19 protein-coding genes and 1 pseudogene are annotated in these 22,695 nt (G+C 61.4%); 5 read left to right on the top strand and 15 right to left on the bottom strand.

Going from position 1 to position 22,695, the window contains the following annotated elements:
* Positions 1-30 precede the first annotated feature (30 nt).
* The 14 genes and pseudogenes from ACMGF8_RS00170 to dksA form a co-directional block, all read right to left on the bottom strand.
* Complete coding sequence (locus tag ACMGF8_RS00170; protein ID WP_115580955.1) at positions 31-1,047, bottom strand: class I SAM-dependent rRNA methyltransferase; 1,017 nt, start codon at positions 1,045-1,047, stop codon at positions 31-33.
* A gap of 115 nt (positions 1,048-1,162) precedes the next feature.
* Positions 1,163-1,270, bottom strand: a pseudogene (locus tag ACMGF8_RS00165) (hypothetical protein); the annotation flags it as partial.
* Between the two features lie 65 nt (positions 1,271-1,335).
* Positions 1,336-2,202, bottom strand: a complete 867-nt coding sequence (locus tag ACMGF8_RS00160; protein WP_115580954.1) for an oxygenase MpaB family protein — start codon at positions 2,200-2,202, stop codon at positions 1,336-1,338.
* 51 nt (positions 2,203-2,253) lie between these two features.
* A complete protein-coding gene (gene acs / locus ACMGF8_RS00155) occupies positions 2,254-4,191 on the bottom strand; it encodes an acetate--CoA ligase (RefSeq protein ID WP_207166566.1) in 1,938 nt (645 codons plus the stop codon).
* 132 nt (positions 4,192-4,323) lie between these two features.
* Positions 4,324-5,988 (bottom strand): glucose-6-phosphate isomerase, encoded by a 1,665-nt coding sequence (gene pgi / locus ACMGF8_RS00150; protein ID WP_102882229.1) that lies wholly within the window; start codon positions 5,986-5,988, stop codon positions 4,324-4,326.
* Positions 5,989-6,458: 470 nt separating this feature from the next.
* Positions 6,459-7,319: a pantoate--beta-alanine ligase gene (panC, locus tag ACMGF8_RS00145; protein WP_102865485.1), complete on the bottom strand. Its 861-nt coding sequence runs from the start codon at positions 7,317-7,319 to the stop codon at positions 6,459-6,461.
* Entirely contained in the window at positions 7,316-8,116 is an 801-nt protein-coding gene (panB, locus tag ACMGF8_RS00140; RefSeq protein ID WP_207166565.1) for a 3-methyl-2-oxobutanoate hydroxymethyltransferase, read from the bottom strand. Before panB ends, panC begins: the two co-directional genes overlap by 4 nt.
* 395 nt (positions 8,117-8,511) lie before the next feature.
* On the bottom strand, positions 8,512-8,991 hold the full coding sequence (folK, locus tag ACMGF8_RS00135; RefSeq protein ID WP_102865487.1) for a 2-amino-4-hydroxy-6-hydroxymethyldihydropteridine diphosphokinase: 480 nt from the start codon (positions 8,989-8,991) through the stop codon (positions 8,512-8,514).
* Positions 8,992-8,994: 3 nt separating this feature from the next.
* Complete coding sequence (locus ACMGF8_RS00130; protein ID WP_102865488.1) at positions 8,995-10,392, bottom strand: polynucleotide adenylyltransferase PcnB; 1,398 nt, start codon at positions 10,390-10,392, stop codon at positions 8,995-8,997.
* 746 nt (positions 10,393-11,138) lie between these two features.
* A complete protein-coding gene (locus ACMGF8_RS00125; RefSeq protein WP_102865489.1) occupies positions 11,139-12,566 on the bottom strand; it encodes a sigma-54-dependent transcriptional regulator in 1,428 nt (475 codons plus the stop codon).
* Between the two features lie 22 nt (positions 12,567-12,588).
* Complete coding sequence (locus ACMGF8_RS00120; protein ID WP_162884092.1) at positions 12,589-15,543, bottom strand: sensor histidine kinase; 2,955 nt, start codon at positions 15,541-15,543, stop codon at positions 12,589-12,591.
* Positions 15,527-15,703 carry a hypothetical protein gene (locus ACMGF8_RS00115; protein ID WP_003176118.1) on the bottom strand — a complete coding sequence of 59 codons (177 nt, stop codon included), beginning with the start codon at positions 15,701-15,703 and terminating at the stop codon, positions 15,527-15,529. The genes ACMGF8_RS00120 and ACMGF8_RS00115 overlap by 17 nt, the downstream gene beginning before the upstream one ends.
* 77 nt (positions 15,704-15,780) lie before the next feature.
* On the bottom strand, positions 15,781-16,680 hold the full coding sequence (gluQRS, locus tag ACMGF8_RS00110; protein ID WP_102865491.1) for a tRNA glutamyl-Q(34) synthetase GluQRS: 900 nt from the start codon (positions 16,678-16,680) through the stop codon (positions 15,781-15,783).
* A 140-nt stretch (positions 16,681-16,820) separates the two neighbouring features.
* Complete coding sequence (gene dksA / locus ACMGF8_RS00105; protein WP_011063504.1) at positions 16,821-17,261, bottom strand: RNA polymerase-binding protein DksA; 441 nt, start codon at positions 17,259-17,261, stop codon at positions 16,821-16,823.
* Between the two features lie 339 nt (positions 17,262-17,600).
* Between dksA and ACMGF8_RS00100 the strand changes: the two genes are divergently transcribed.
* Together ACMGF8_RS00100 and sfsA are read left to right on the top strand one after the other, a co-directional pair.
* The gene (locus ACMGF8_RS00100) at positions 17,601-18,773 is read left to right on the top strand and encodes a pyridoxal phosphate-dependent aminotransferase (protein ID WP_102865492.1); all 1,173 of its coding nucleotides are present in this window, start codon (positions 17,601-17,603) and stop codon (positions 18,771-18,773) included.
* Positions 18,773-19,480, top strand: coding sequence for a DNA/RNA nuclease SfsA (gene sfsA, locus ACMGF8_RS00095; RefSeq protein WP_102865493.1), 708 nt, complete (start codon positions 18,773-18,775; stop codon positions 19,478-19,480). The genes ACMGF8_RS00100 and sfsA overlap by 1 nt, the downstream gene beginning before the upstream one ends.
* A 2-nt stretch (positions 19,481-19,482) precedes the next feature.
* On the opposite strand, the gene ACMGF8_RS00090 is transcribed toward sfsA, so the two are convergent.
* Complete coding sequence (locus tag ACMGF8_RS00090) at positions 19,483-19,800, bottom strand: Rieske (2Fe-2S) protein (protein ID WP_102865494.1); 318 nt, start codon at positions 19,798-19,800, stop codon at positions 19,483-19,485.
* Between the two features lie 218 nt (positions 19,801-20,018).
* Between ACMGF8_RS00090 and ACMGF8_RS00085 the strand changes: the two genes are divergently transcribed.
* The 3 genes from ACMGF8_RS00085 to ACMGF8_RS00075 are packed head-to-tail and all read left to right on the top strand — an operon-like array spanning position 20,019 to position 22,695.
* Entirely contained in the window at positions 20,019-20,894 is an 876-nt protein-coding gene (locus tag ACMGF8_RS00085) for a heme/hemin ABC transporter substrate-binding protein (RefSeq protein WP_416758316.1), read from the top strand.
* The gene (locus ACMGF8_RS00080; RefSeq protein WP_102865496.1) at positions 20,891-21,928 is read left to right on the top strand and encodes a FecCD family ABC transporter permease; all 1,038 of its coding nucleotides are present in this window, start codon (positions 20,891-20,893) and stop codon (positions 21,926-21,928) included. The genes ACMGF8_RS00085 and ACMGF8_RS00080 overlap by 4 nt, the downstream gene beginning before the upstream one ends.
* A complete protein-coding gene (locus ACMGF8_RS00075; protein WP_102865497.1) occupies positions 21,928-22,695 on the top strand; it encodes a heme ABC transporter ATP-binding protein in 768 nt (255 codons plus the stop codon). Before ACMGF8_RS00080 ends, ACMGF8_RS00075 begins: the two co-directional genes overlap by 1 nt.

Genomic DNA, 22,695 nt, shown 5'->3' with positions numbered 1-22,695 from the left:
TTCAGGATTGTTCAGATTTTTTGCCCCTGATCAAAGTTGCAGGATCAGTGTTTTCAGCGGCGGTTGTCCGTCCTGGGAAGGGAAGTCCGCAGCAGGGGCAAGGACCTGGCAATCGCGTACTGGCCGCCCGGCTTTCTCGGCGCAGCGCAGCACTTGTTCTCGCCAGTCCTGCAACGACACCTTGGCCAGGTTGTTACAGCAGATCAGCACACCCTCTTCGGCAGTGGCCAGCAGCGCCGGCTTCAGCAGGCTCTGATAATCGCGCAGCAGGTCGACGGTGCCGAAGGCACTCTTGGCCCAGGCCGGAGGGTCCAGCAAGACCAGATCGTATTGGCGTTGTTCAAGACGCGGATAGCTGGGGAGCTTCTGTCCACGTCGCTGACTGATGGGCAGGCCCGCCAGTTGGCGGATTGCTGGGAAGTAGTCCGACTGCACGAACTGCATGCCGGGTAGCTGCGGGTTGAGCTGGCCGTTTTCCCGGCCTACCGCCAGGTTGCCTTCGGCGAAGTCCAGGTTGAGGACCTCCCGGGCGCCTCCGGCCGCAGCGCAGAGGCCGACACCGCAGGTATAGGCGAAGAGATTGAGCACGCTTTTCCCGGCACTGTGCTGCTTGACCCAGCCGCGAGCGTTGCGCAGATCGAGAAACAGCAACGGGTCCTGCCCGGCATGACGGCCACGGACACGATAATTCAACCCCCATTCGTGGCCGACCAGATCCTCCAGGGCACTGTCGTCGGCGCGGTATACCGAGTCTTCACGGTCGATACGCGAGTTGCCGCGGGAGCGATCGTTGTAGACCAGCAGGCTCGACAGGTTCAGCTGTTGATTGATGGTCTCGTGCAATTGCAGCAGGGCATCGCGTTCCAGCGTTTGGTGAAAGCTCTGTACCAGCAACTGCGGCCCATAACGGTCGACGGTCAGGCCACCGGCGCCTTCCTGGCTGCCGTGGAACAGGCGATAGCAGTCGGTGCCTTGCTGGTGCAGTTCGGCGAGCAGGTCTTGACGGTGATCGAGGGCGGCGCGCAGCGCCTGATTCAAGGAAGACATGCAGGGCGCCTTGGAGAAGAGGAATAAGGCGCCGCAGTTTACCAGCCTCCTGCCCGTTGTAGGAGCCAAGTGCTGGCGAAGGCGATCTCTCGGACTCTATGGCCAATGCCACGCCCTGGCCGCCGCCGATGATCACTTTGGCATCGCCGCAGCCAATGGCCTGGGCGCTCAAGTGCAAGGCCTTGAGGGCAGAGCCGCAGACTTTGTTCAGGGGCATGTTGGGTAGGGCGTGGGGCTGGTCGGCCAATTGCGAACTGTCCGGGCGTGTTGTGCATGAGCGGTCTTCTTCTACAGACCCATGCGTCGTTTCGCTCGATGCACCGAACTGTCCCGCACCGCCCAGCGCAGCATCGGCGTACTGCGTTTGACGCTGGCTCGAATCAGCTGGCGTTGCAGCGGGTTCTGATTGACGTCAAGCATGGAGCTGGCCCAGTCCGGCAGCAGGTCGATACCGGCCTGCATCATCAATGAGCCAAAAGGTTTGGCCAGGCGACTGGGAGCTGGAGCCGCCTGTAGCAGGCGCAGAACCTCGCGACTGCGATCGTCGCACAGCAGTTGCGGACGCATGGCCTGCAGGTAGTCGGCCACCGCCCGCCGCGAGCGGGGCACATCCCGGGCGCCGAGACGTTCGGCGATCAGCGCGATCTCGTTGTAGTAGCGGTCCTGGTCTGCCCCTGACAGGCGAGGGTTGAGGTAACGCAGGTGGGCGGCGAGAAAGTTGCTGACTTCCGCCACATGCACCCAGGTCAGCAGGTCTGGATCGCTGGCGGCGTAAGGACGGCCGTCAGGAGCGGTGCCCACGATATGCAGGTGAATAGTACGTACTTTTTCGATCAGCCATTCGGCGTCCTGACGGGAGCCGAAGGTGGTGCCGGAAATGAACTGGCCGGTGCGGCGCAGGCGGCCGATCATGTCCTGGCGAAAGTTCGAGTGGTCCCAGACCCCGGCCAGGGCCAGGGGGTGCAGGGCTTGCATCAGCAAGGCACTGATGCCGCCGATCAGCATGCTGCTGAAATCGGCGTGTACCTGCCAACTGACCGAGCCCGGCCCGAACAGGCCGGGGTCGCCCTTGGGATGCTCCAGGTCGAGTTGCCCCAGGGAGAGGCCAGACAAGCTCATGACTTGGCTTTCGATACGGCTGCGAATGAATTCCATGACAGCTCGGTGCGGGTAGTGAAAAAAGGCGCGGCCGTGGCCGCGCCGGTTTCAAGCGTTCAGGCGCTTGTCGATCAGGCCTTCCACCACACTGGGGTCCGCCAGCGTCGAGGTATCCCCCAAGGTCTCCAGTTCGTTGCAGGCGATCTTGCGCAGGATACGCCGCATGATCTTGCCCGAGCGAGTTTTCGGTAGGGCCGGGGCCCACTGAATCAGCTCCGGTTTGGCAAAGCTGCCGATTTCACGGCTGACCAGGGCCAGCAGTTGCCTTTTCAGCTCCTCGTCGGGTTCGATGCCTTGCATGGGCGTGACAAAGGCATAGATCCCCTGGCCCTTGAGGTCGTGGGGGTAACCGACCACGGCGGCCTCGGCGATGTCGTCGTGAAGCACCAGGGCGCTTTCCACTTCGGCGGTGCCGATGCGGTGCCCGGAGACGTTGATCACGTCGTCGATGCGTCCGGTGATCCAATAGCTGCCGTCCTCGTCCCGGCGCGCGCCGTCACCGGTGAAGTAGTAGCCGGGGTAAGGCGCGAAGTAGGTTTCGATCATGCGCTTGGGATCGCCGTAGACGCTGCGTATCTGTGCCGGCCAACTGGCCTTGATCGCCAGGATGCCGCTGCCGGCACCTAGGATTTCCTTGCCCTGGTCGTCCAGCAACACCGGTTGTACACCGAACATCGGCGTCGAGGCGCAGCCGGGTTTGACCTGCCGGGCGCTGACCAGGGGGCTGAGCATGATGCCGCCAGTCTCGGTCTGCCACCAGGTATCGACAATCGGGCAGCGCTGCTCGCCCACGACATTGAAATACCACTCCCAGGCTTCCGGGTTGATCGGTTCGCCAACACTGCCCAGGAGCCGCAGGCTGCTGCGGGAGGTGCGTTGCACGGGGTCGTTGCCTTCGCGCATCAGGGCCCGCAGGGCGGTGGGGGCGGTGTAGAAGATGTTCACCTGGTGCTTGTCCACCACCTCCCAGAAACGCGAGGTGCTGGGGTAGTTGGGCACGCCTTCGAAGATCAGCGTGGTGGCACCGTTGGCCAAGGGGCCGTAGAGGATATAGCTGTGGCCGGTGACCCAGCCGACGTCGGCGGTGCACCAGAAGACCTCGCCGTCGCGGTAGTCCAGTACGTACTTGAAGGTCATGGCGGCCTGTAGCAGGTAGCCGCCGGTGGTATGCAGAACGCCTTTGGGTTTGCCGGTGCTGCCGGAGGTATAGAGGATGAACAGCGGGTCTTCGGCGTCCATCGGCTCGGGGGCGCACTGGTCGCTGGCCGCGGCTACGGCCTGCTGGTAGTGAATGTCGCGGCCCTCCACCCAGTTCACCGGGTGACGGGTGCGCTCGACCACCACCACGCTGCTGACGTCCGGGCAACTGAGCAGGGCCTTGTCGACGTTGCTCTTGAGGGGAATCTGTTTGCCGCCGCGCACGCCTTCGTCGGCGGTGATCAGGGTGCGGCAGTCGGCGTTGAGAATCCGGTCGCGCAGGGCCTCCGGGGAGAAGCCGCCGAACACCACCGAATGCACGGCACCGATCCGGGTGCAGGCGAGCATGGCGTAGGCCACTTCGGGAATCATCGGCATGTAGATGCACACCCGGTCGCCTTTTTTCACGCCACGGCTTTTCAGCACGTTGGCCAGGCGGCAGACATGCCCGTGAAGTTCTTTGTAGGTGATGCGCTGTGAGTCGGCGGGGTTATCGCCTTCCCAGATGATGGCTGCCTGATCGCCGCGTTTTTCCAGATGACGATCAATGCAGTTGTAGCTGACGTTGAGTTGGCCGCCACGGAACCAGCTGGCCTCGCCGGTGCGCATGTCATGGCTGTGCACACTGTCCCAGGGGCTGCTCCAGTGCAGGAAACGCTTGGCCTGCTCGGCCCAGAACACATCTGGCTGCTCAATGGATTGGCGGTAGAGGTGGTGGTAGTCGTCCTGACTCATTTGCGCCGCCCGGCGGACGGCATCGGCTTTCGGAAAAGTGCTGATATCGAACATGACGGTTCCTTATTCTTGTTTTGCGACAAGCCATAAGGGTGCGCACAAGTGTCAGGAAGGTTCAAGGGGGGGGGGGAGGGCCGGGGCCCGGACGGGAGCCGGCGTGGCGGCTCCCGGGACAGAGAAGGTTGATCAGCCGCGGTGACGGCCGCGGAAGTAGTTGATCAGGCCTTGGGTCGAAGCATCGTCGGCCAGGGTTTCGTCGCTACCGACCAGACGGTTGTAGACGCCTTTGCCCAGTTCCTTGCCCAGCTCCACGCCCCACTGGTCGAAGGCGTTGATACCCCAGACCACGCTTTGCACGAAGACCTTGTGTTCGTACAGTGCTACCAGGGCGCCCAGGCGCCGCGGGCTGATGCGTTCCACCACCAGGGTGTTGCTCGGACGGTTGCCGGGAATCACCTTGTGCGGCGCGAGTTTTGCCACATCGGCTTCGCTCATGCCTTTCTCGCGCAGTTCGCTCTCGGCTTCGGCGCGGGTCTTGCCCAGCATCAGCGCCTGGCTCTGGGACAGGCAGTTGGCGTACAGCCACTGGTGGTGGTCAGCCACCGGATTGAAGCTAACGATCGGCACGATGAAGTCGGCCGGAATCAGCTGGGTGCCCTGGTGCAGCAACTGATGATAGGCGTGCTGACCGTTGCAGCCTACGCCGCCCCAGATCACCGGGCCGGTATCGGTGGCCACCGGGGTACCGTCCTGGCGCACGCTCTTGCCGTTGGATTCCATGTCCAACTGCTGCAAGTGCTTGGTGATGTTGCGCAGGTAGTGGTCGTACGGCAGGATCGCGTGACTTTGCGCTCCCCAGAAGTTGCCGTACCACACTCCCAGCAAGGCCAGCAGTACCGGCATGTTCTGCTCGAACGGAGCGCTCTGGAAGTGCTGGTCCATGGTGTAGGCACCGGACAGCAGTTCCTTGAAGTTGGACATGCCGATGGCCAGTGCGATCGGCAAGCCGATGGCGGACCACAGCGAGTAGCGTCCACCGACCCAGTCCCACATTGGGAAGATGTTCTCTTCACGAATGCCGAAGGCCACGGCGGCCGCATTGTTGCTCGATACGGCGATGAAGTGGCGGTGCAATTCGGCTTCGGAGCCGCCCTGGGCCAGGTACCAGGCTCGCGCCGCCTGAGCGTTCTTCAGGGTTTCGAGGGTGTTGAATGACTTTGAAGAAACGATGAATAGCGTGGTTTCTGCACGGATTTTCGCCGAAAGCTCATGGAACTCGCTACCGTCGATATTGGCCAGGTAGTGACAGCGCACGCCTTTCTGGGCATAGGACAACAGCGCCTCGGACACCAGCTCCGGGCCGAGGAACGACCCACCGATACCGATGTTGACCACGTCGGTGATGGGTTTCTCGGTGTAGCCGCGCCACAGGCCGTCGTGGATGCGCCCGACCAGCTCGGTGATCTGGTTCAGTACCTTGTGTACTTCCGGCATCACGTTGACGCCATTGACCGACAGCTTGTCGCCCACTGGACGGCGTAGTGCAGTGTGCAGCGCCGGACGGCCTTCGGAGGCGTTGACCAGTTCACCGGTCACCATGGACTTGATGGCATCGGCCAGACCGACTTCCTTGGCCAGATTCACCAGCAGATCGCGGGTCTGGCTGGTGATCAGGTTTTTCGAGTAGTCGAGAAACAGTCCGCAGCTGCTCAGGGTAAATTGGTTGAAGCGCTGTGGATCGGTATTGAACGCCTCGCGCATGCTGAAATCCTGCATGGCTTGGCGGTGGTCTTTCAACGCTTGCCAGGCGGGCAGAGCGGTAACGTCGTGAGGAGTGCGGTAGTACGCCATCGCTGCGGTTTTCCTTTTGCTTGAACTGCCTTTTTGGACACTGAGAAGCCCGGAACGTCCTGCGCGGTCTCAAGGACCTCGTTCCTTCAGTCCTGTGCTGATTCGATTAATCACCCAGGGCGATAACAGTAACTCCAGCGTGCTGTTCTGTCTTGGCTTTGTGCGCCTTGTGGCCGGTACTATTTTGTACTGGCGGGGCCAATCAGGGCTGCATGGGGGCTTTCAGCGGGAATAAACGGGGTTGGAATCGGCTGGCTTCAACGGGGACCCCATGGTTTCGTGGCTCCGCTCGTTGCCGGGGGCATCTACCGCCTGCGTGGTCTGACACTGAGCAGATCGCTTTCACCCTGGGCAAGATGGCACGCATAGGAAATTCCTGGGTCGGATCCTCGAACAGGACCTGCAGTATCAGCTGCAGGCCCCAGCCGGCGGCAGTTTGCCCGAAGGTTGGCGTTCGGGCAATCAGGCGGTCATGCCGGCGTGTCGAGGTCCAGATGCAGGTTGTCGATCAAGCGTGTTGCGCCCAGATAAGCCGCCACCAGAATCACCAGGTCACGGTCTTCGGCAGTGGCGGGACGCAGGTTTTTCGCGTGACGGATTTCCAGGTAGTCCCGTCGCAGGCCGGCCGCCTCGAGCTGCTGCTGTTGCTCGGCCAGTAGCCTCGGATAGTCACGCTCGCCATCCCGAATGGCCTGAGCGATTTGGCTCAGACTGCGGTACAGCACGGGGGCGATGGCGCGCTGCTCTGCGCTCAAGTAGCCATTGCGCGAGGACAGGGCCAGGCCGTCGGTGGCCCTCACCGTTGGCTCGCCGATGATCTGGATCGGCATGTTCAGGTCATGCACCAGGGCACGAATGACCGCCAACTGCTGGTAGTCCTTCTGGCCGAACACGGCAAGGTCCGGCTGGACCATGTTGAACAGCTTGCTGACCACCGTGGCCACGCCTTCGAAATGACCAGGGCGGCTGGCGCCGCACAGGCCTTCGGAGAGCTGTGGCACGCTGACCCGGGTCTGTCCAGCCATGCCGTCGGGGTACATCTCTTCGACGCTGGGGGCGAACAGTAGATGGCAGCCGGCTTCGAGCAGTTTCTCCTGGTCGGCGGCCAGGGTCCGCGGATACTTGTCGAGGTCTTCGCCGGCGCCGAACTGCAGCGGGTTGACGAAGATACTGGCCACCACGAAATCCACTCGCTGGGCGGCCTTGGCCACCAGGGCGGCGTGACCGCTGTGCAGGTTGCCCATGGTGGGGACGAAGCCGATTCGCTTGCCTTCGCTGCGGGCACGGGCGACCGCAGCGCGCAACTCGCGCACGGTTTTGACTGTATTCATGCAGAGAACCCGTGTTCGGCGCCTGGGAAGGTAACGGTCTTGACCGCTTCGACATAGGCACTCAACGCCGCCTGGATGCTGTCTTTGCCGGCCATGAAGTTCTTCACGAACTTGGGCGAGCGACCGCTCAGAGACAGGCCCAGCATGTCGTGGAGCACCAGCACCTGGCCGTCGGTGGCGCTGCCGGCACCGATGCCAATCACCGGGATTTTCACCGCTTGAGTGATTTCCGCCGCCAGCTCGCTGGGCACGCATTCCAGCAGCAACATGGCGGCACCGGCCTGCTCCAGGGCAATGGCATCGGCCCGCATCTGCCGCGCCTGGCTCTCGTTGCGCCCCTGGACCTTGTAGCCGCCCAGCACATTCACTGTTTGTGGGGTCAGCCCCATGTGTACGCAGACCGGAACGCCGCGTTCGTTCAGCAGGCGAACCGATTCGGCCAGCCAGGCGGCACCTTCGATCTTGACCATGTGCGCCCCGGCCTGCATCAACTGGGCCGAGCTGCTCAGGGCCTGTTCGGGGGTGGCATAGGACATGAAGGGCAGGTCGGCGAGGATCAACGCGCCGTTGTTGCCGCGTTTGACCGCCGCGACGTGATAGGCCATATCGGCGTTGCTCACGGGCAGTGTGCTGTCGTGCCCTTGCAACACCATGCCCAGGGAGTCGCCTACCAGCAGGACTTCGACGCCGGCTTCACAGCAGGTGTGGGCGAAGGTGGCGTCATAGCAGGTCAGCATGGTGATCTTTTCACCTTTCTGCTTGAGGCTTTGCAGGGTGGTCAGAGTGATGTCTGGCATGAAAAGGGGTCCTCATTTCAGGCGCTTTGGAAACTACTGCGAGTAACGCGCGTGATTCTTCGTTATTCAGGCGCACGGTCTTTTGTCGTGCTTATACAGCCTGGTTCCAAGCGATTTGAAAGCGGTACCGGGATTCGCGCTGGTGGCGTTGGACGCCTTATTCTGTGCCCAGAAGGGGCTGTGTACCAGCGGGTGCCACCGCCGTTGCACAAGCGCCTTGGCCTAGCGTTTCCTGGGGTCGCCGCGAACAAGCCTCGCTTGAATTGCGCCCTTTAACGCCGGGATGGCGGCAACGGGACGCCTATAGTCGTGATGAGGACTCTGGAAGTCAATTAGATGTGTTACCGCCTTGTTACGCCGGGAGTGTTACCGCCGTTACTGATGCGTTTCAGCGGTTATTTCAGCCGTTCCAGGCCGACAAATGGACAGGCGTCGAGCAGCTCCTGCAGGGTACGTCCGTCGGCCAGTTGCAATTCAGAGGGGGCCAGTTCCGCCAGGGGATAGAGGACAAAGGGGCGGGCCTGCATATGGTAATGAGGGACTTTGAGGCGCGGTTCGTCAATCAGGCGGTCGCCGAACAGGAGGATGTCCAGGTCCAGGGTGCGAGGGCCCCAGCGTTCATGACGTTCTCGGCCTTGCTGGTTTTCGATGGCCTGCAGCGCATCAAGCAGTGCCAAGGGCTCCAGGTCACTGTCCAGCGCCGCCACGGCATTGGTGTAGCGCGGCTGGCCGGGCAGCAGGGAATCGCTTTGATAGAAGGCCGACACGCCGTGGAAGTGGCTTGCGGGCAACTGCGCCAAGGCCTCGAGTGCGCTGCGCAGTTGTTCTTCAGGGGCAGCCAGATTGCTGCCCATGCCAATGTAGATGCGTTCCATCCATTACTCGCCTGAAGCGCTGGAGCTGCCTGCACGCTTGCGTTTGGCACCGCTGCTGCGCCGACGTTTGCGTGGTGCGCCGCTGGCGTCTTCCTTGCCGCTCAGGTCGCGGATCATGTCGCGGCGTTCGGAGTCATTGGCGTCCTGGTAGTCGGTCCACCATTCACCCAGGCCGTCAGTCTGCTCACCTGCGCTTTCACGCAGCAGCAGGAAGTCGTAGCCGGCACGGAAGCGCGGGTTGTCCAGCAACTGGTCGGCGCGCTTGCCGCTGCGCCGTGGCAGCCGTTCCTGCATGTCCCAGATTTCGCGGATCGGCATGGTGAAGCGCTTGGGAATGGCAATGCGTTGGCACTGTTCGGCGATCAGTTCGTGGGCCGCTTCCTGCATGGCCGGGATTGGCGGCATGCCGCGCTCCTGCAGGCGCAGGACCCGGGCGGGCAGGGCCGGCCAGAGCAGGGCGGCGAACAGGAAGGCCGGAGTCACGGGCTTGTTCTGCTTGATTCGCAAATCAGTGTTGATCAAGGCTTCACTGATCAATGTATGGGTGTAGGTCGGGTTGTATTCCAGGGCTTCGGCGCTGGCTGGGAACAATGGATCGAAAAGTTGCAGGTCCACCAGCATTTCGAAGGTGTCGGCCGCATAGCCGGAGAGGAACAGCTTGAGCACTTCTTCGAACAGACGTGCGGAAGGGATTTCCCGCAGCATGGGAGCCAGTTCGCGGATCGGCGTTGCGGTGTGCTTTTCGATACCGAAGTTGAGTTTTGCCGCGAATCGCACGGCACGCAGCATCCGCACCGGGTCTTCCTGGTAGCGCTGCCGAGGGTCGCCGATGAGGCGGATCAGATTGTTGCGAATGTCGTGTACGCCATTGGCGTAATCGAGGATGCGTTCGCTGACCGGGTCGTAATACAGGGCGTTGATGGTGAAGTCGCGGCGTTGCGCGTCTTCTTCAAGGGTGCCGTAGACGTTATCCCGCAGAATTCGCCCGCTTTCGTTACGGGAGGATTGATTGCTGTCTTCCTCATCGTCGTTCTGCGGGTGGTTGGCGCGGAAAGTCGCGACCTCGATGATTTCGCGGCCGAAGTGGATATGCACCAGTTTGAAACGACGGCCAATGATCCGTGCGTTACGAAACTCGGCCTTGACCTGCTCCGGTGTAGCGCTGGTGGCGACGTCGAAATCCTTCGGGGTGATGTTGAGCAGCATGTCGCGCACGCAGCCACCCACCAGATACGCCTGGTAGCCGGCGTTCTGCAGGCGTTCGACGATATTTACCGCATACCGGCTGAACTGGGCACGTTGCAGCGAATGTTGGCTGCTATTGAGCACTTCAGGGGTGCTGCGTTTATGTTGCGTACGACGCAAGGGAGAACGGAATGACTGGAACAGCTTCTTCAGCATGGGATGCACTGTTTGAAGGAATGTTCGGCCAAAACGAAGAATGACCGCATGATGGGCGGGGATTCTAGCATTTAGTCGAAGGATGGTGTAGGAAGCTGCCGCGACTTGTGCAGGCCTGCGCAAAGGTGCGATCTAGCAGGGCTGGCGTAGGTTTTTTTGGGGGAAATGCGAATTCTGGAAACCACAAGGGGAGCCGAAGCTCCCCCAGAATAGTTGTGCGTGCTCTATTTTTATTATTGGTTTCGGGCTTCTTGTTTTTGTTAAACGCCCTTGTCACTGAGGTTATCCAGAGTGACCCTCCCAATCGGGAGCCAAGAGCAAACGGATTGCTTTGATCGCTGAGTTGCAATGACCTTTCGATCCAACCAGTTCAGGCTCTGCCTTAGGGCAGTTTTTGTTGTTCTCGGCCTGGTTGTGGGGCATGCCCCAAATACAACGCCTCTCCAAAAGAATCAGTTAGCTGCGCCTCCGCCGTGTTGTTTTTATTATGCGTGAGTCGATTCGTCTTATTTTTATTGTCTTGTGCATTGCTTGTTATTGTTCTTGTACTAAACATATAGCAGTTGCCGTGCCAACTTTTGCGATCCCCAGTAAAACAAGGGGTTAGGCGTGCCGAGTGGTGTTTTTCAGGCCAAAAAAAACCGGGGCTTCGTTACCTTTAGCCCCGGCTTTTGTTACGTCCAATTACACAGGTAACAGTTTTTTTCACAAAGTCGAGCGTTACCCACACCCGGGTCAGCCTGGGTTCAGCTTTCGCTGGCTACCCCGCTTTTGCGCCGCGGGATGCCCAGGCGCTGGCGACGTTCCCAAAGGCATTTGCGGCTGACGCCCAGTTTGCGTGCCAATTCGGTCTCGGTCATGTGGTCCTGGTGTTCGAGGACAAAGTGCTGGAAGTAGTCTTCCAGGGACAGGTCCTCGGTGGGCTCGTGACTGGTGTTGCCCTGTTGCGCTGGCAGGCCGACGAAGTCATCGTCTTCGAGGTCGCTCAGCTCGATATCAATCCCCAGCAGGTCAGCGGAGATTTCCGGGCTTTCGCACAGGATTACCGCGCGTTCTACAGCGTTCTCCAGTTCACGCACGTTTCCTGGCCAGGAATAATGGCGAATAGCCTGTTCGGCGTCGGCGGCGAACTTCAGGTCCGAGCGGCCTATGCGTGCGCTCTGGCGGGCGAGGAAGGCATTGGCGATTTCAATGACGTCGGCGCCGCGCTCGCGCAAGGCGGGCAGTTTCAGGGCAATCACGTGCAGGCGGTAATACAGGTCCTCACGGAACTGGCCGATTTTCGAGAGGCTTTTCAAGTCGCGGTGAGTCGCTGCAATCAGGCGGACATCGACTTTTTGCGACTGCACGGACCCCACGCGACGGATCTCGCCTTCCTGCAGAACCCGCAGCAGGCGCGCCTGGGCCTCCAGTGGCAGCTCCCCGATTTCGTCGAGGAACAGTGTTCCGCCGTCCGCCGCTTCCACTAAACCTGCACGCCCGGCGCTGGCGCCGGTGAACGCGCCTTTCTCATGGCCGAACAATTCGGACTCGATCAGGGTTTCCGGAATGGCCGCGCAGTTCACCGAGATCATGGGGGCCTTGGCCCGCTTGGAGAGGTTGTGCAGTGCCCGGGCCACCAGTTCCTTGCCGGTACCGGACTCGCCCTGGATCAGGACATTCGAATCTGTTGGCGCCACCTTTCGGATCTTGCTGTACATATCCTGCATGGGCGGGCAGGAACCGATGATGCCGATTTCGCCGTTGTGGTTGCTGGCGCCGGCCTTGTCCGCAACGCTCCCCGTCTTGGTGGCTGGACGATCTGCCGGTGCGTTCTCGGCGCTTTGTCGGTCGCGGAGAATCCGGGCCACGGCCTGGAGCATTTCATCGTGGTCGAAAGGTTTGGCGATGTAGTCCACCGCACCCATTTTCATTGAGTCCACAGCCGAGCGCAGGCTGGCGTAACTGGTCATGATCAGTACTGGAGTGCCCTGGCCGAGCTTGATCAGTTCGGTGCCGGGGGCACCAGGCAAGCGCAGGTCGCTGACAATCAGGTCGAATGTGGGAATGCTGAAGCGTTCCTGGGCTTCCTGCACCGAGCCGGCTTCGCTGACCTGGTACTGGTTGCGTTCCAGCAGGCGGCGAAGGGCGGAGCGGATAATGGTTTCGTCTTCGACGATCAGAATATGCGGCATTGATTCAATTCTCTCGACGGTCTCAGTTCACAGCGGACGTCGCTTCGACATGACGCGGTAAGGTCACCCGAATACGGGTGCCGCGTTGGCTTTGTGGATCGGCCGGGCTGTCGATGGTGATTTGTCCATAATGCTCTTCAACGATGGAATAGACCAGTGCAAGGCCCAGTCCGGTACCTTCCCCAGGGTCCTTGGTGGTGAAAAACGGTTCGAACAATCGGTCCATGATGTTCTTGGGAATGCCGCTGCCTTCGTCTTCCACGATCAGATCGACCGTGTGTTCGAAAGCCTCGCTCTTGACGCGTACCGCGCTGCCGGGAGGAGAGGCGTCGCGGGCGTTGGACAGGAGGTTGATCAGTACCTGCGCCAGCCGCTGCGGATCACCATCGACCCAGTGGTCGGGATCGCACAGATTGAAGAACTGCACTTCGAAATTGCGCCGGTTCAAGGCCAGGAGGCCAATGGCGTCCTGGGCAACTTCGGCCAGGCAGACGGCTTCGTCGTTGTGCTGATGGCTACCGGCGTGGGCAAAGCTCATCAGTGACTGGACGATGCGCGAAATGCGCTTGGTCTGCTCGAGGATCTGCTCACTGATTTCCGTCAGCTCACCGTCTTCCTCGCGCTCCTCCCGCAGATTCTGCGCCAGACAGGCGATGCCGGTGATCGGATTGCCGATCTCGTGAGCCACCCCGGCGGCGAGGCGTCCGATACTGGCCAGGCGTTCGGAGTGCACCAGCTTGTCTTCCAGGGTCTGGGTTTCGGTCAGGTCTTCCACCAGCAACACCAGGCCGCTGTTACCCGGAGCCAACGGCTCGTCGATGGCCGCCTTGTGCAGGTTCAGCCAGCGAGTCTGGCCGTCGAGGGCCAGATGCTGCTTGTGCAAGTGCTCGTCCGGCAAGTTGATAAAGCCCTGCAGCAGGTCTTTCCATGGATTGGTGATGGTGCTCAGGCGCGATCCCACCACATGCTGAGCGGGAATGCCGGTCAACTCCTCCATGGCCTTGTTCCACATGAGGATTTCCTGATCCTTGGCCAGGGAGCAGACGCCCATGGGCAGTTCCTGCAGGGTTTGTCGGTGGTAACGGCGCAGGGCATCGAGCTCGGCGGCCAGGCCGGTCAGGCGTGAGTGGTAGTCCTCAAGGCGGCTCTCGATGAAATGGATGTCTTCGGTGACATAGTTTTCTCCGCCGGCCTTGTAGGGCAAGAAGGTTTCCACCATGTCCTGGGCGACACTCGGTCCCATCAGGCCGGACAGGTTGGCCTCGATACGGTCACGCAGACGCCGCAAGGCATAGGGGCGGCGTTCGTCAAAAGGCAGATACAGGTCGCGCAGGGCCTGTTCCACTTCCTTTTGCGCGGCCTTGGCTCCCAGCGGCTTGGCCAGTTGGGTGGCGAACTCCTGGGGCGAGGCGGCATGCAGTTCCCGTCGTTGCGGGCGCCGCACGTTGTCCACGGCGCAGGCTTCGGCGGCGCTGGTTTCCTCGGTACTGGCGTTGGTGAACAGCGAAATCAGGGTGAACATCAGTACGTTGGCTGCCAGCGAGGCGATGGCCGCCATGTGCCAGCTCGTGTCGTCGAGGACGTAGATCATGTTCAGCAGCGGGATATAGAAACCCTGCAGGTTGCCGATCAGAGGCAGCAGCATGGTCACCAGCCAGACCAGGATCCCCGCCAGCAGCCCGGCAATGAAGCCCCGACGGTTGGCGGTCGGCCAGTACAACACCGAAAGCACGCCGGGAAGAAATTGCAGGGTAGCGACGAAGGCGACAATGCCCAGGTTGGCCAGGTCCTGTTCGGCTCCCAGCAGCAGGTAGAAGGCGTAGCCGGCCATGATGATGGCGACGATCAGGGCGCGACGGGTCCACTTCAGCCAGCGATAGATGTTGCCTTCTGCGGGGGGCTGGTAAAGCGGCAGCACCAGATGGTTCAGGGCCATCCCCGACAGGGCCAGCGTGGTGACGATGATCAGGCCGCTGGCGGCCGAGAGCCCGCCGACATAGGCCAGTAGCGCCAGGGCTGGGCTGTTGGCGGCGATACCTATGCCCAGGGTGAAATATTCCGGATTGGTGGTGGCGCCGAGCTTGAGTCCGGCCCAGAGAATCAGCGGCACCGCCAGGCTCATCAGCAGCAGGAACAGCGGCAACCCCCAGCTGGCGCTGACCAGGGCTCGGGGGTTGAGGTTTTCGGTAAAGGTCATGTGGTACATGTGCGGCATGACGATCGCCGAGGCGAAGAACACCAGCAGCAGGGTGCGCCACGGGCCCTCTTGCAGTGGAGTGTGCAGCGCGGCGAGGGCGGTCTGGTTCTGCAGCAGCCAGAGTTCCAGCTGTTGCGGACCATCGAAGACCCCGTACAGCGCATATAGGCCGACGCCGCCGATGGCGATCAGCTTGATCACCGATTCGAAGGCAATGGCGAACACCAGGCCTTCATGTTTCTCCCGGGTAGCGATGTGCCGTGAACCGAAGAAAATCGTGAACAGGGTGATCAGCGCGCAGAAGCTCAGCGCTACTCGATGTTGCACCGGTTCATGGGTGAGGATGCCGATCGAGTCGGCCACTGCCTGGATCTGCAGGGCCAGCAAGGGCAGGACTCCTACCAGCATGAAGATGGTGGTCAGGGCGCCGGCCCAGGTGCTGCGGAAACGGAAGGCGAACAGGTCCGCCAGGGATGACAGTTGATAGGTGCGGGTGATCTTCAGGATCGGATAGAGCAGCACCGGCGCCAGCAGGAAGGCCCCGGACACCCCCAGGTAGCTGGAGAGGAACCCGTAGCCGTACTGATAGGCCAGGCCCACCGTGCCGTAGAAGGCCCAGGCGCTGGCATAGACCCCCAACGACAGGGTGTAGGTCAGCGGGTGGCGAATGATCGAGCGCGGAATCATGCCGCGCTCACTGATCCAGGCCACCCCGAACAGCACCAGCAAGTAGGCGGCGCTGATCAGGATCATCTGGGTCAGGCTAAAGCTCATCGGCATCTTTTTGGCTCTGCAGGATGAAGGTCACGACGATCAGAATCAGCCAGAGCAGATACGGGCGATACCAGGCGCCAGTAGCATCGATCCACCAATCCATGATGGCGGGGGAGAACAGATAGATCCCCACTACCAGGAGCAGGACCAAGCGATAGATGTACATCTCGGCCTCTCTTTATTGTGTGCGTGCCCGAAAACGTGCGGCGATGGTAACGGATGGGCGCCAAGCTGCAAGGGGCGTCAGCTCAATTGGGCTTCCGGCACGCTCAGTGTGCGTGGAATCAAGCTTGCATCCCAGTGCGCAGTACCCCAGCGCATGATCTCTGCCACGCTGGCATCGGCCAGTTCGCTTGGCGCTGTCTGCCCCAGGGCCCGCAGCGCTCGCAATAGCAAGGGCGGCGCCTGATCTTCGCTCAGTGGTGGCGAGCGGTAGGACTTGCCCAGTTTGTGGCCGTCCGGCTGAGTGATCAGCGGCACATGCAGGTAACGCGGCTGAGGCAGCCCCAGCAATTCCTGCAAGTACAACTGACGCGGTGTGGAGTCCAGCAGGTCAGAACCACGGACGATGTCGGTGATGCCTTGCCACGCGTCATCCAGCACCACGGCCAGTTGATAAGCATAGAGGCCATCCCGGCGCTGGATCACGAAGTCCCCCACGTCCCGGCCCAGGTGCTGGCGGTACTCGCCCTGGACCCGGTCGGTGAAGCGGTACTCCAGCTCCGGCACGCGCAGGCGGATCGCTGCATGCTCTCGGGCATGGCCGAGGTTGCGGCACAGGCCCGGGTAGATGCCGTGGTAGGGCTCCAGCTGTTTGCGTGAACAGGTACAGGCATAGGCCAGGCCCTGGTTGAACAAGCGGTTGAGCACCTCGGCATAGGCAGTGTGGCGTTCGCTCTGACGGACCATGTCACCGTCCCATTCGAAACCGTAGCATTCCAGGGCCTTGAGGATCGCTGCCTGGGCGCCGGGTTCTTCCCGGGGCGGATCGAGGTCTTCCATGCGCACCAGCCAGCGGCCGCCGACAGCTCGGGCATCCAGATAGGAGGCAAGGGCTGCAACCAGCGAGCCGAAATGCAGGTAGCCGCTGGGGGTGGGGGCGAAGCGTCCGATGTATGAAGAAGGAGATGTGGAGGCAGTCATGGGCAGGATGCTATCGGGGCTGGCCCCGGAGTGATGACAGGAACGGAGGGATTGCTTTCGCGAGTGAGCTCGCTTCTACAGCGCAAGGCGGAAACGAAAACGGAGCGTGTATACGCTCCGTTTCAGGTTCAGGCCGGCGATTACTTGCCGACTTGTTTTTCCTTGATTTCCGCCAGGGTCTTGCAATCAACGCACATATCGGCGGTTGGGCGGGCTTCCAGCCGGCGGATGCCGATCTCGACACCACAGGATTCACACCAGCCGTATTCTTCGTCTTCGATCAGCTGCAGGGTCTTGTCGATCTTCTTGATCAACTTGCGCTCACGATCACGGGCGCGCAGTTCAAGGCTGAACTCTTCTTCCTGGCTGGCACGGTCGGCCGGGTCAGGGAAGTTGGCCGCTTCATCTTTCATGTGATCAACAGTGCGGTCGACTTCCTGCATCAAGTCCTGTTTCCACTTGTTCAGGATCTTGGTGAAGTGCTCACGCATGGGCTTGCCCATGTACTCTTCGCCCGCAGTTTCAACATAAGGTTCAAAACCGCTGATCGATTGAATCTGTTGCTTTGCTTGGGTGGGCATGAATGGACCGCCTCTACTCTTGTAATCCATTGCGCAGGATTGCTCCATCTCCGACACTTGCCGGCCCTGCGGCTGCAAGCGGGCGAACTTACCAGATCAAACCAGAGCGCGCTACTCCCGGTTGTCGAGCCTGTGTCCAGTCGCAGTCCGTAGACACGGGAAAACTCTGGCATGGCTTGCAGATCGGTCCGCTCAATCATTGATTTTAGTCAAATCTGCGGTTTCTGTTTGCACCAGTTGGCGCAAGGCAACAGACCGCATGGATAGGGTTGGGTTCTCCCGAGCTTCACTGGATGGGTAGAATCGGACTTTTGCTCCCCCTCGAATAAAGGAAGGCTAATGGCTCTGCCCTACAGTGCGCGCAGTCGCGCTATCGAACCTTTCCATGTCATGGCCCTGCTGGCCCGCGCCAATGAGTTGCAGGCCGCTGGACATGATGTGATTCACCTGGAGATCGGCGAGCCGGACTTCACCACCGCCGAGCCGATCATCAAGGCCGGGCAGGCGGCCTTGAGCGCCGGCAAGACTCGTTACACCGCGGCGCGAGGTATCCCGGAGCTGCGTGGGGCAATCTCCGGTTTCTACCAGCAGCGTTATGGCCTGGATATCGACCCCGAGCGGATCATGATCACTCCCGGAGGTTCTGGTGCGTTGCTGCTGACCAGCAGCCTGCTGGTGGACCCGGGCAAGCACTGGCTGCTGGCTGACCCGGGCTATCCGTGCAACCGGCATTTCCTGCGTCTGGTGGAAGGTGCTGCGCAGTTGGTGCCGGTAGGGCCGGATGTGCGTTATCAACTGACTCCTGACTTGGTGGAGCGTTACTGGGATCAGGACAGCGTCGGCGCCCTGGTTGCTTCCCCGGCGAACCCTACCGGGACTGTGCTCAGTCGTGATGAACTGGCGGGCCTGTCCGCTGCGATCAAGGCTCGCAACGGACATCTGGTGGTGGACGAGATCTACCACGGCCTGACCTATGGCACTGATGCCGCCAGCGTGCTGGAAGTGGATGACAGCGCTTTCGTCCTGAATAGTTTTTCCAAGTATTTCGGCATGACCGGCTGGCGCCTGGGGTGGCTGGTGGCACCGCCTGCGGCTGTGGGTGAGCTGGAGAAACTGGCGCAGAACCTCTACATCAGTGCGCCGAGCATGGCCCAGTACGCTGCTCTGGCCTGTTTCGAGCCGCAAACCATCAGCATGCTTGAGGAGCGTCGTGCCGAATTCGGGCGCCGCCGGGATTTCCTGCTCCCGGCCTTGCGCGAGTTGGGCTTTGGTATCGCCGTGGAGCCTGAAGGAGCCTTCTATCTGTACGCTGATATCAGCGCTTTTGGTGGTGATGCCTTTGCTTTCTGCCGGCACTTCCTGGAGACCGAGCACTTGGCCTTCACTCCCGGCCTGGACTTCGGTCGTCACCAGGCGGGACACCATGTGCGTTTCGCCTACACCCAGAGCCTGGAGCGCCTCCAGGAAGCGGTGCAGCGTATCTCCCGTGGCCTGCAGAGCTGGCAAGGCTGATGCGCTTCGATCCTCCCTTGGAAGAAGGGCGTCTGCTGCGTCGCTACAAGCGTTTCCTGGCAGACATCGAAACCGCTGCGGGCGAACAGATGACGATTCACTGTCCCAATACCGGCTCGATGTTCAATTGCATGGTTGAAGGCGGGCAGGTGTGGTTCAGCCGTTCCAACGACCCCAAGCGCAAGCTGCCGGGCACCTGGGAAATCAGTGAAACGCCTCAAGGTCGTCTGGCCTGCGTCAATACCGGGCGGGCCAACAGCCTGGTTGAAGAGGCGTTGAGGGCGGGGCTGATCAATGAATTGAACGGCTTCACCGGGTTGAAGCGCGAGGTGCCTTATGGGCAGGAGAACAGTCGCATCGATTTTCGCCTGGATTACCCGTGCGGTCCGGCCTATGTCGAGGTCAAGAGTGTCACTCTGGGGTTCGATGGTTGCGCAGTGGCGGCGTTCCCCGATGCGGTGACCCAGCGCGGCGCCAAGCACTTGCGTGAACTGGCAAGCCTGGCTCGGGAGGGGGTACGTGCGGTTCAGCTGTATTGCGTCAATCTCTCGGGTATAGAAGCAGTGCGTCCGGCAGAGGAGATTGATCCGGGGTATGCCGTAGCCCTGAGGGAGGCGGTAGCGGCCGGTGTCGAGGTGCTGGCTTATGGCGTTCGCCTGACGGCACAGGAAGTCTCTATCGATCGGCGCCTAGAGGTGCTGTTTTAGGGTTAAAGATCGACCCAGATGCCCTGACTGTCTTCCCTGCAGTCGATAGCCCTCAGGAACTGCCCGGCGCATGGCCCTGCCACACATTCGCCACTCTCGATCAGAAACAGTGCGCCATGGGTGGCGCACTGGATCAGGCTGGCGCTGGGATCGAGGAACTGATCAGGTTGCCATTCCAGGGGGACTCCTCGGTGCGGGCACTGATTGGCATACACGTAGGCCTGCCCCTCGCGGCGCACGGCAAAGAGCTTCAAGCCCGCAAGCTGGAAACCCCGGCTACCGGCCTCGGGAAGGTCACTCCCGGCGCAAAGAAATTTCATGTCTATCCTCTTGGTCCCAAGGCTCTGCGCTAAGGCTGTCACAGTTTTTCCGTGGCGGCAGGATGAAACATGTCGACGCTTGACTGCTAAATGAAAACAATTATCAAATGGCCGCCTCGCCCGACACGGGGTGCTTGCTCATTTCGATGCCTGCTCTGCCTGGCATGTCACATGGACAGCTGCTTCGCGGGCCCCACGTCTATAAAGGAAATGTACTTATGCGCCTGAGTGCCAGCGCCATTGCGTTCTGTGCCGGAATGCTGGTGAGCCAGTGGGCCACCGCCGATGAGTTGCCGCAGCGTTGGGTCAGTGCTGGTGGGGCCTTGTCTGAGTGGGTAACAGCTCTGGGCGCGGAGTCGAAGCTGGTAGGGGTCGACACCACCAGCCAGCACCCGGCATCACTCAAGGCGCTGCCCAGCATTGGCTATCAACGGCAGCTATCGGCGGAAGGCATCCTGAGCCTGCGGCCGCAGATTCTGGTGGGTACAGAGGAAATGGGCCCGCCACCGGTGCTGTCACAGATTCGTAGCGCCGGGGTCAGGGTCGAGCTGTTTTCTGCCCAGGCCGATCTTCCTACCTTGCAGCACACTTTGCGGCATCTGGGGCAACTACTGGACCGCGAGGCGCAAGCCGCAGAGCTGTTTCAGGGCTATCAAAAGCAGCTTGAACAGCAACACGCCTGGGTCAGTGAGGCACAGAAGGCCCAGGCGGCGCCGGGAGTATTGCTGCTGCTGGGACATGCTGGTGGTAAACCGCTGATTGCCGGCAAGGACACTGCGGCGGACTGGCTCCTGCAGCAGGCCGGTGGGCACAACTTGGCGACCCATACCGGCTACAAGCCGTTTTCGGTGGAGTCCTTGGCCGGCTTGAGTCCGCAAGTCCTGGTGTTTTCCGATCGCAGTCTGAGCGGCGACGCGGCCCGTGCTGCGCTGTTCAAGGAAAACCCGGTGCTGGCGTCTACTGCGGCGGTCAAGGCTGGGCGGGTGGTCGAATTGGATCCGACCCTGCTGGTGGGGGGCTTGGGGCCTCGGTTGCCGGATAGCCTGAAGCGCCTGGCGGCAGCGTTCTACCCCCAGGCCAAGTCGGCCCAATGAGTCGTCTGGTCAAACCTAGAACGCTGTTTCTCGGGTTGGGAGCCCTGTGCCTCCTGGCTATTTGGCTGTCACTGGCCTTGGGGCCGGTCAGCCTGCCCCTGTTCGATACCTTACGCGCCGCCCTGCGCTTGCTTGGAATACCGATCAATGGGCAGGGGCTGGAGCAGGCGGAGCTGATCCTCGGGCAGATCCGCCTACCGCGGACCTTGCTCGGCCTTGCGGTGGGTGGAGTGCTGGCGCTGTCCGGCGTGGCCATGCAGGGACTGTTTCGCAATCCCCTGGCGGATCCGGGGCTGGTGGGGGTGTCCAGTGGAGCAGCGTTGGGCGCGGCGATCGCCATTGTTGGCGGCTCGATGTTCGGCGGTGTACCGGAAGCCATTGGCCCTTACCTGCTTTCACTCTGTGCCTTTCTGGGTGGCCTGGGAGTTACGGCACTGGTCTATCGTCTTGGCCGGCGCAATGGCCAGACTCATGTAGCAACCATGTTGCTGGCGGGAATAGCCTTGACGGCTCTGGCCAGCTCGGCTGTGGGCTTGTTCACCTACCTGGCGGATGATGCCACCTTGCGAACCTTGACCTTCTGGAACCTGGGCAGCCTGAACGGTGCCAGTTACCAGCGGTTGTGGCCGCTGCTGCTGGTGACGGCTGCGGTAGCTCTGTGGTTGCCTCGTCGGGCCACGGCATTGAATGCGCTGCTACTGGGCGAGTCCGAGGCCAAGCATTTGGGGATCGATGTCGAAGGACTCAAGCGTGAGCTGGTGTTCTGTACTGCCCTGGGCGTGGGAGCTGCCGTGGCTGCAGCGGGGATGATAGGTTTTGTCGGACTGGTGGTGCCCCATCTGGTGCGCCTGCTGTCGGGGCCGGATCACCGCACCTTGCTTCCGGCATCGATCCTGGCGGGGGCCAGCTTGCTGCTGTTGGCTGACCTGGTGGCGCGTCTGGCGCTGGCACCAGCCGAATTGCCCATCGGTATCGTCACCGCTTTTATCGGCGCCCCGTTCTTTCTGTACCTGTTGTTGCGAGGGCGCGCCTGATGCTGCGAGTCGAGAATCTGCATGTCCGCCGTGGTGGTAAAGATGTTCTGTCCGGCGTGGACCTGCAATTGTTGCCGGGCCAGGTATTGGGGGTGCTTGGACCCAATGGCGCCGGTAAAAGCAGTCTGCTCGGAGCCATGAGTGGAGAGTTGGCGGCCCACCAGGGCCGAGTGTCGCTGGATGGGCAAGAGTTGGCCCAGTGGCAGGGTACATTGCGGGCGCAACGTCTGGCGGTGTTGCCTCAGGCGTCGAGTCTGGACTTCGCTTTTCGGGTCGAGGAAGTGGTGGGGCTTGGGCGCTTGCCCCATCAGAGTGGTCGCGTGCGTGACGCGCAGATAGTCAGTGCCGCGCTGGAGGCGGCCGATGTGATGCATCTGTCGGGGCGCAGCTACCTGGCGTTGTCGGGTGGAGAGCGGCAGCGGGTGCATCTGGCGCGGGTCCTGGCGCAATTGTGGCCAGGACAGAGTGGGCACAACCTGTTGCTGGATGAGCCCACGTCTGCCCTCGACCCGTTGCATCAACACATCACCTTGCAGGCCGTCCGGGAGTTTGCCGATCGCGGCGCGGCGGTGCTGATTATCCTCCATGACCTGAATCTGGCGGCGCGCTACTGTGATCGGGTATTGCTGCTTGAAGGCGGACGCCCGCATTCATTGGGGACGCCAGCCGAGGTGCTGCGTTCCGAGCCGTTGCAAGCGGTGTTCGGCCTGGAGGTTCTGGTGCAGCAGCACCCTGAACGCGGGCATCCGTTGATCATTGCCCGTTGA

The sequence above is a fragment of the Pseudomonas sp. BNK-7 genome (genome assembly GCF_048072025.1).
In the GTDB taxonomy this organism is placed as follows: domain Bacteria; phylum Pseudomonadota; class Gammaproteobacteria; order Pseudomonadales; family Pseudomonadaceae; genus Aquipseudomonas; species Aquipseudomonas danubii.
The sequence above is the reverse complement of the archived record's forward strand: the minus strand, read 5'-3'. Positions and strand labels throughout refer to the sequence as shown.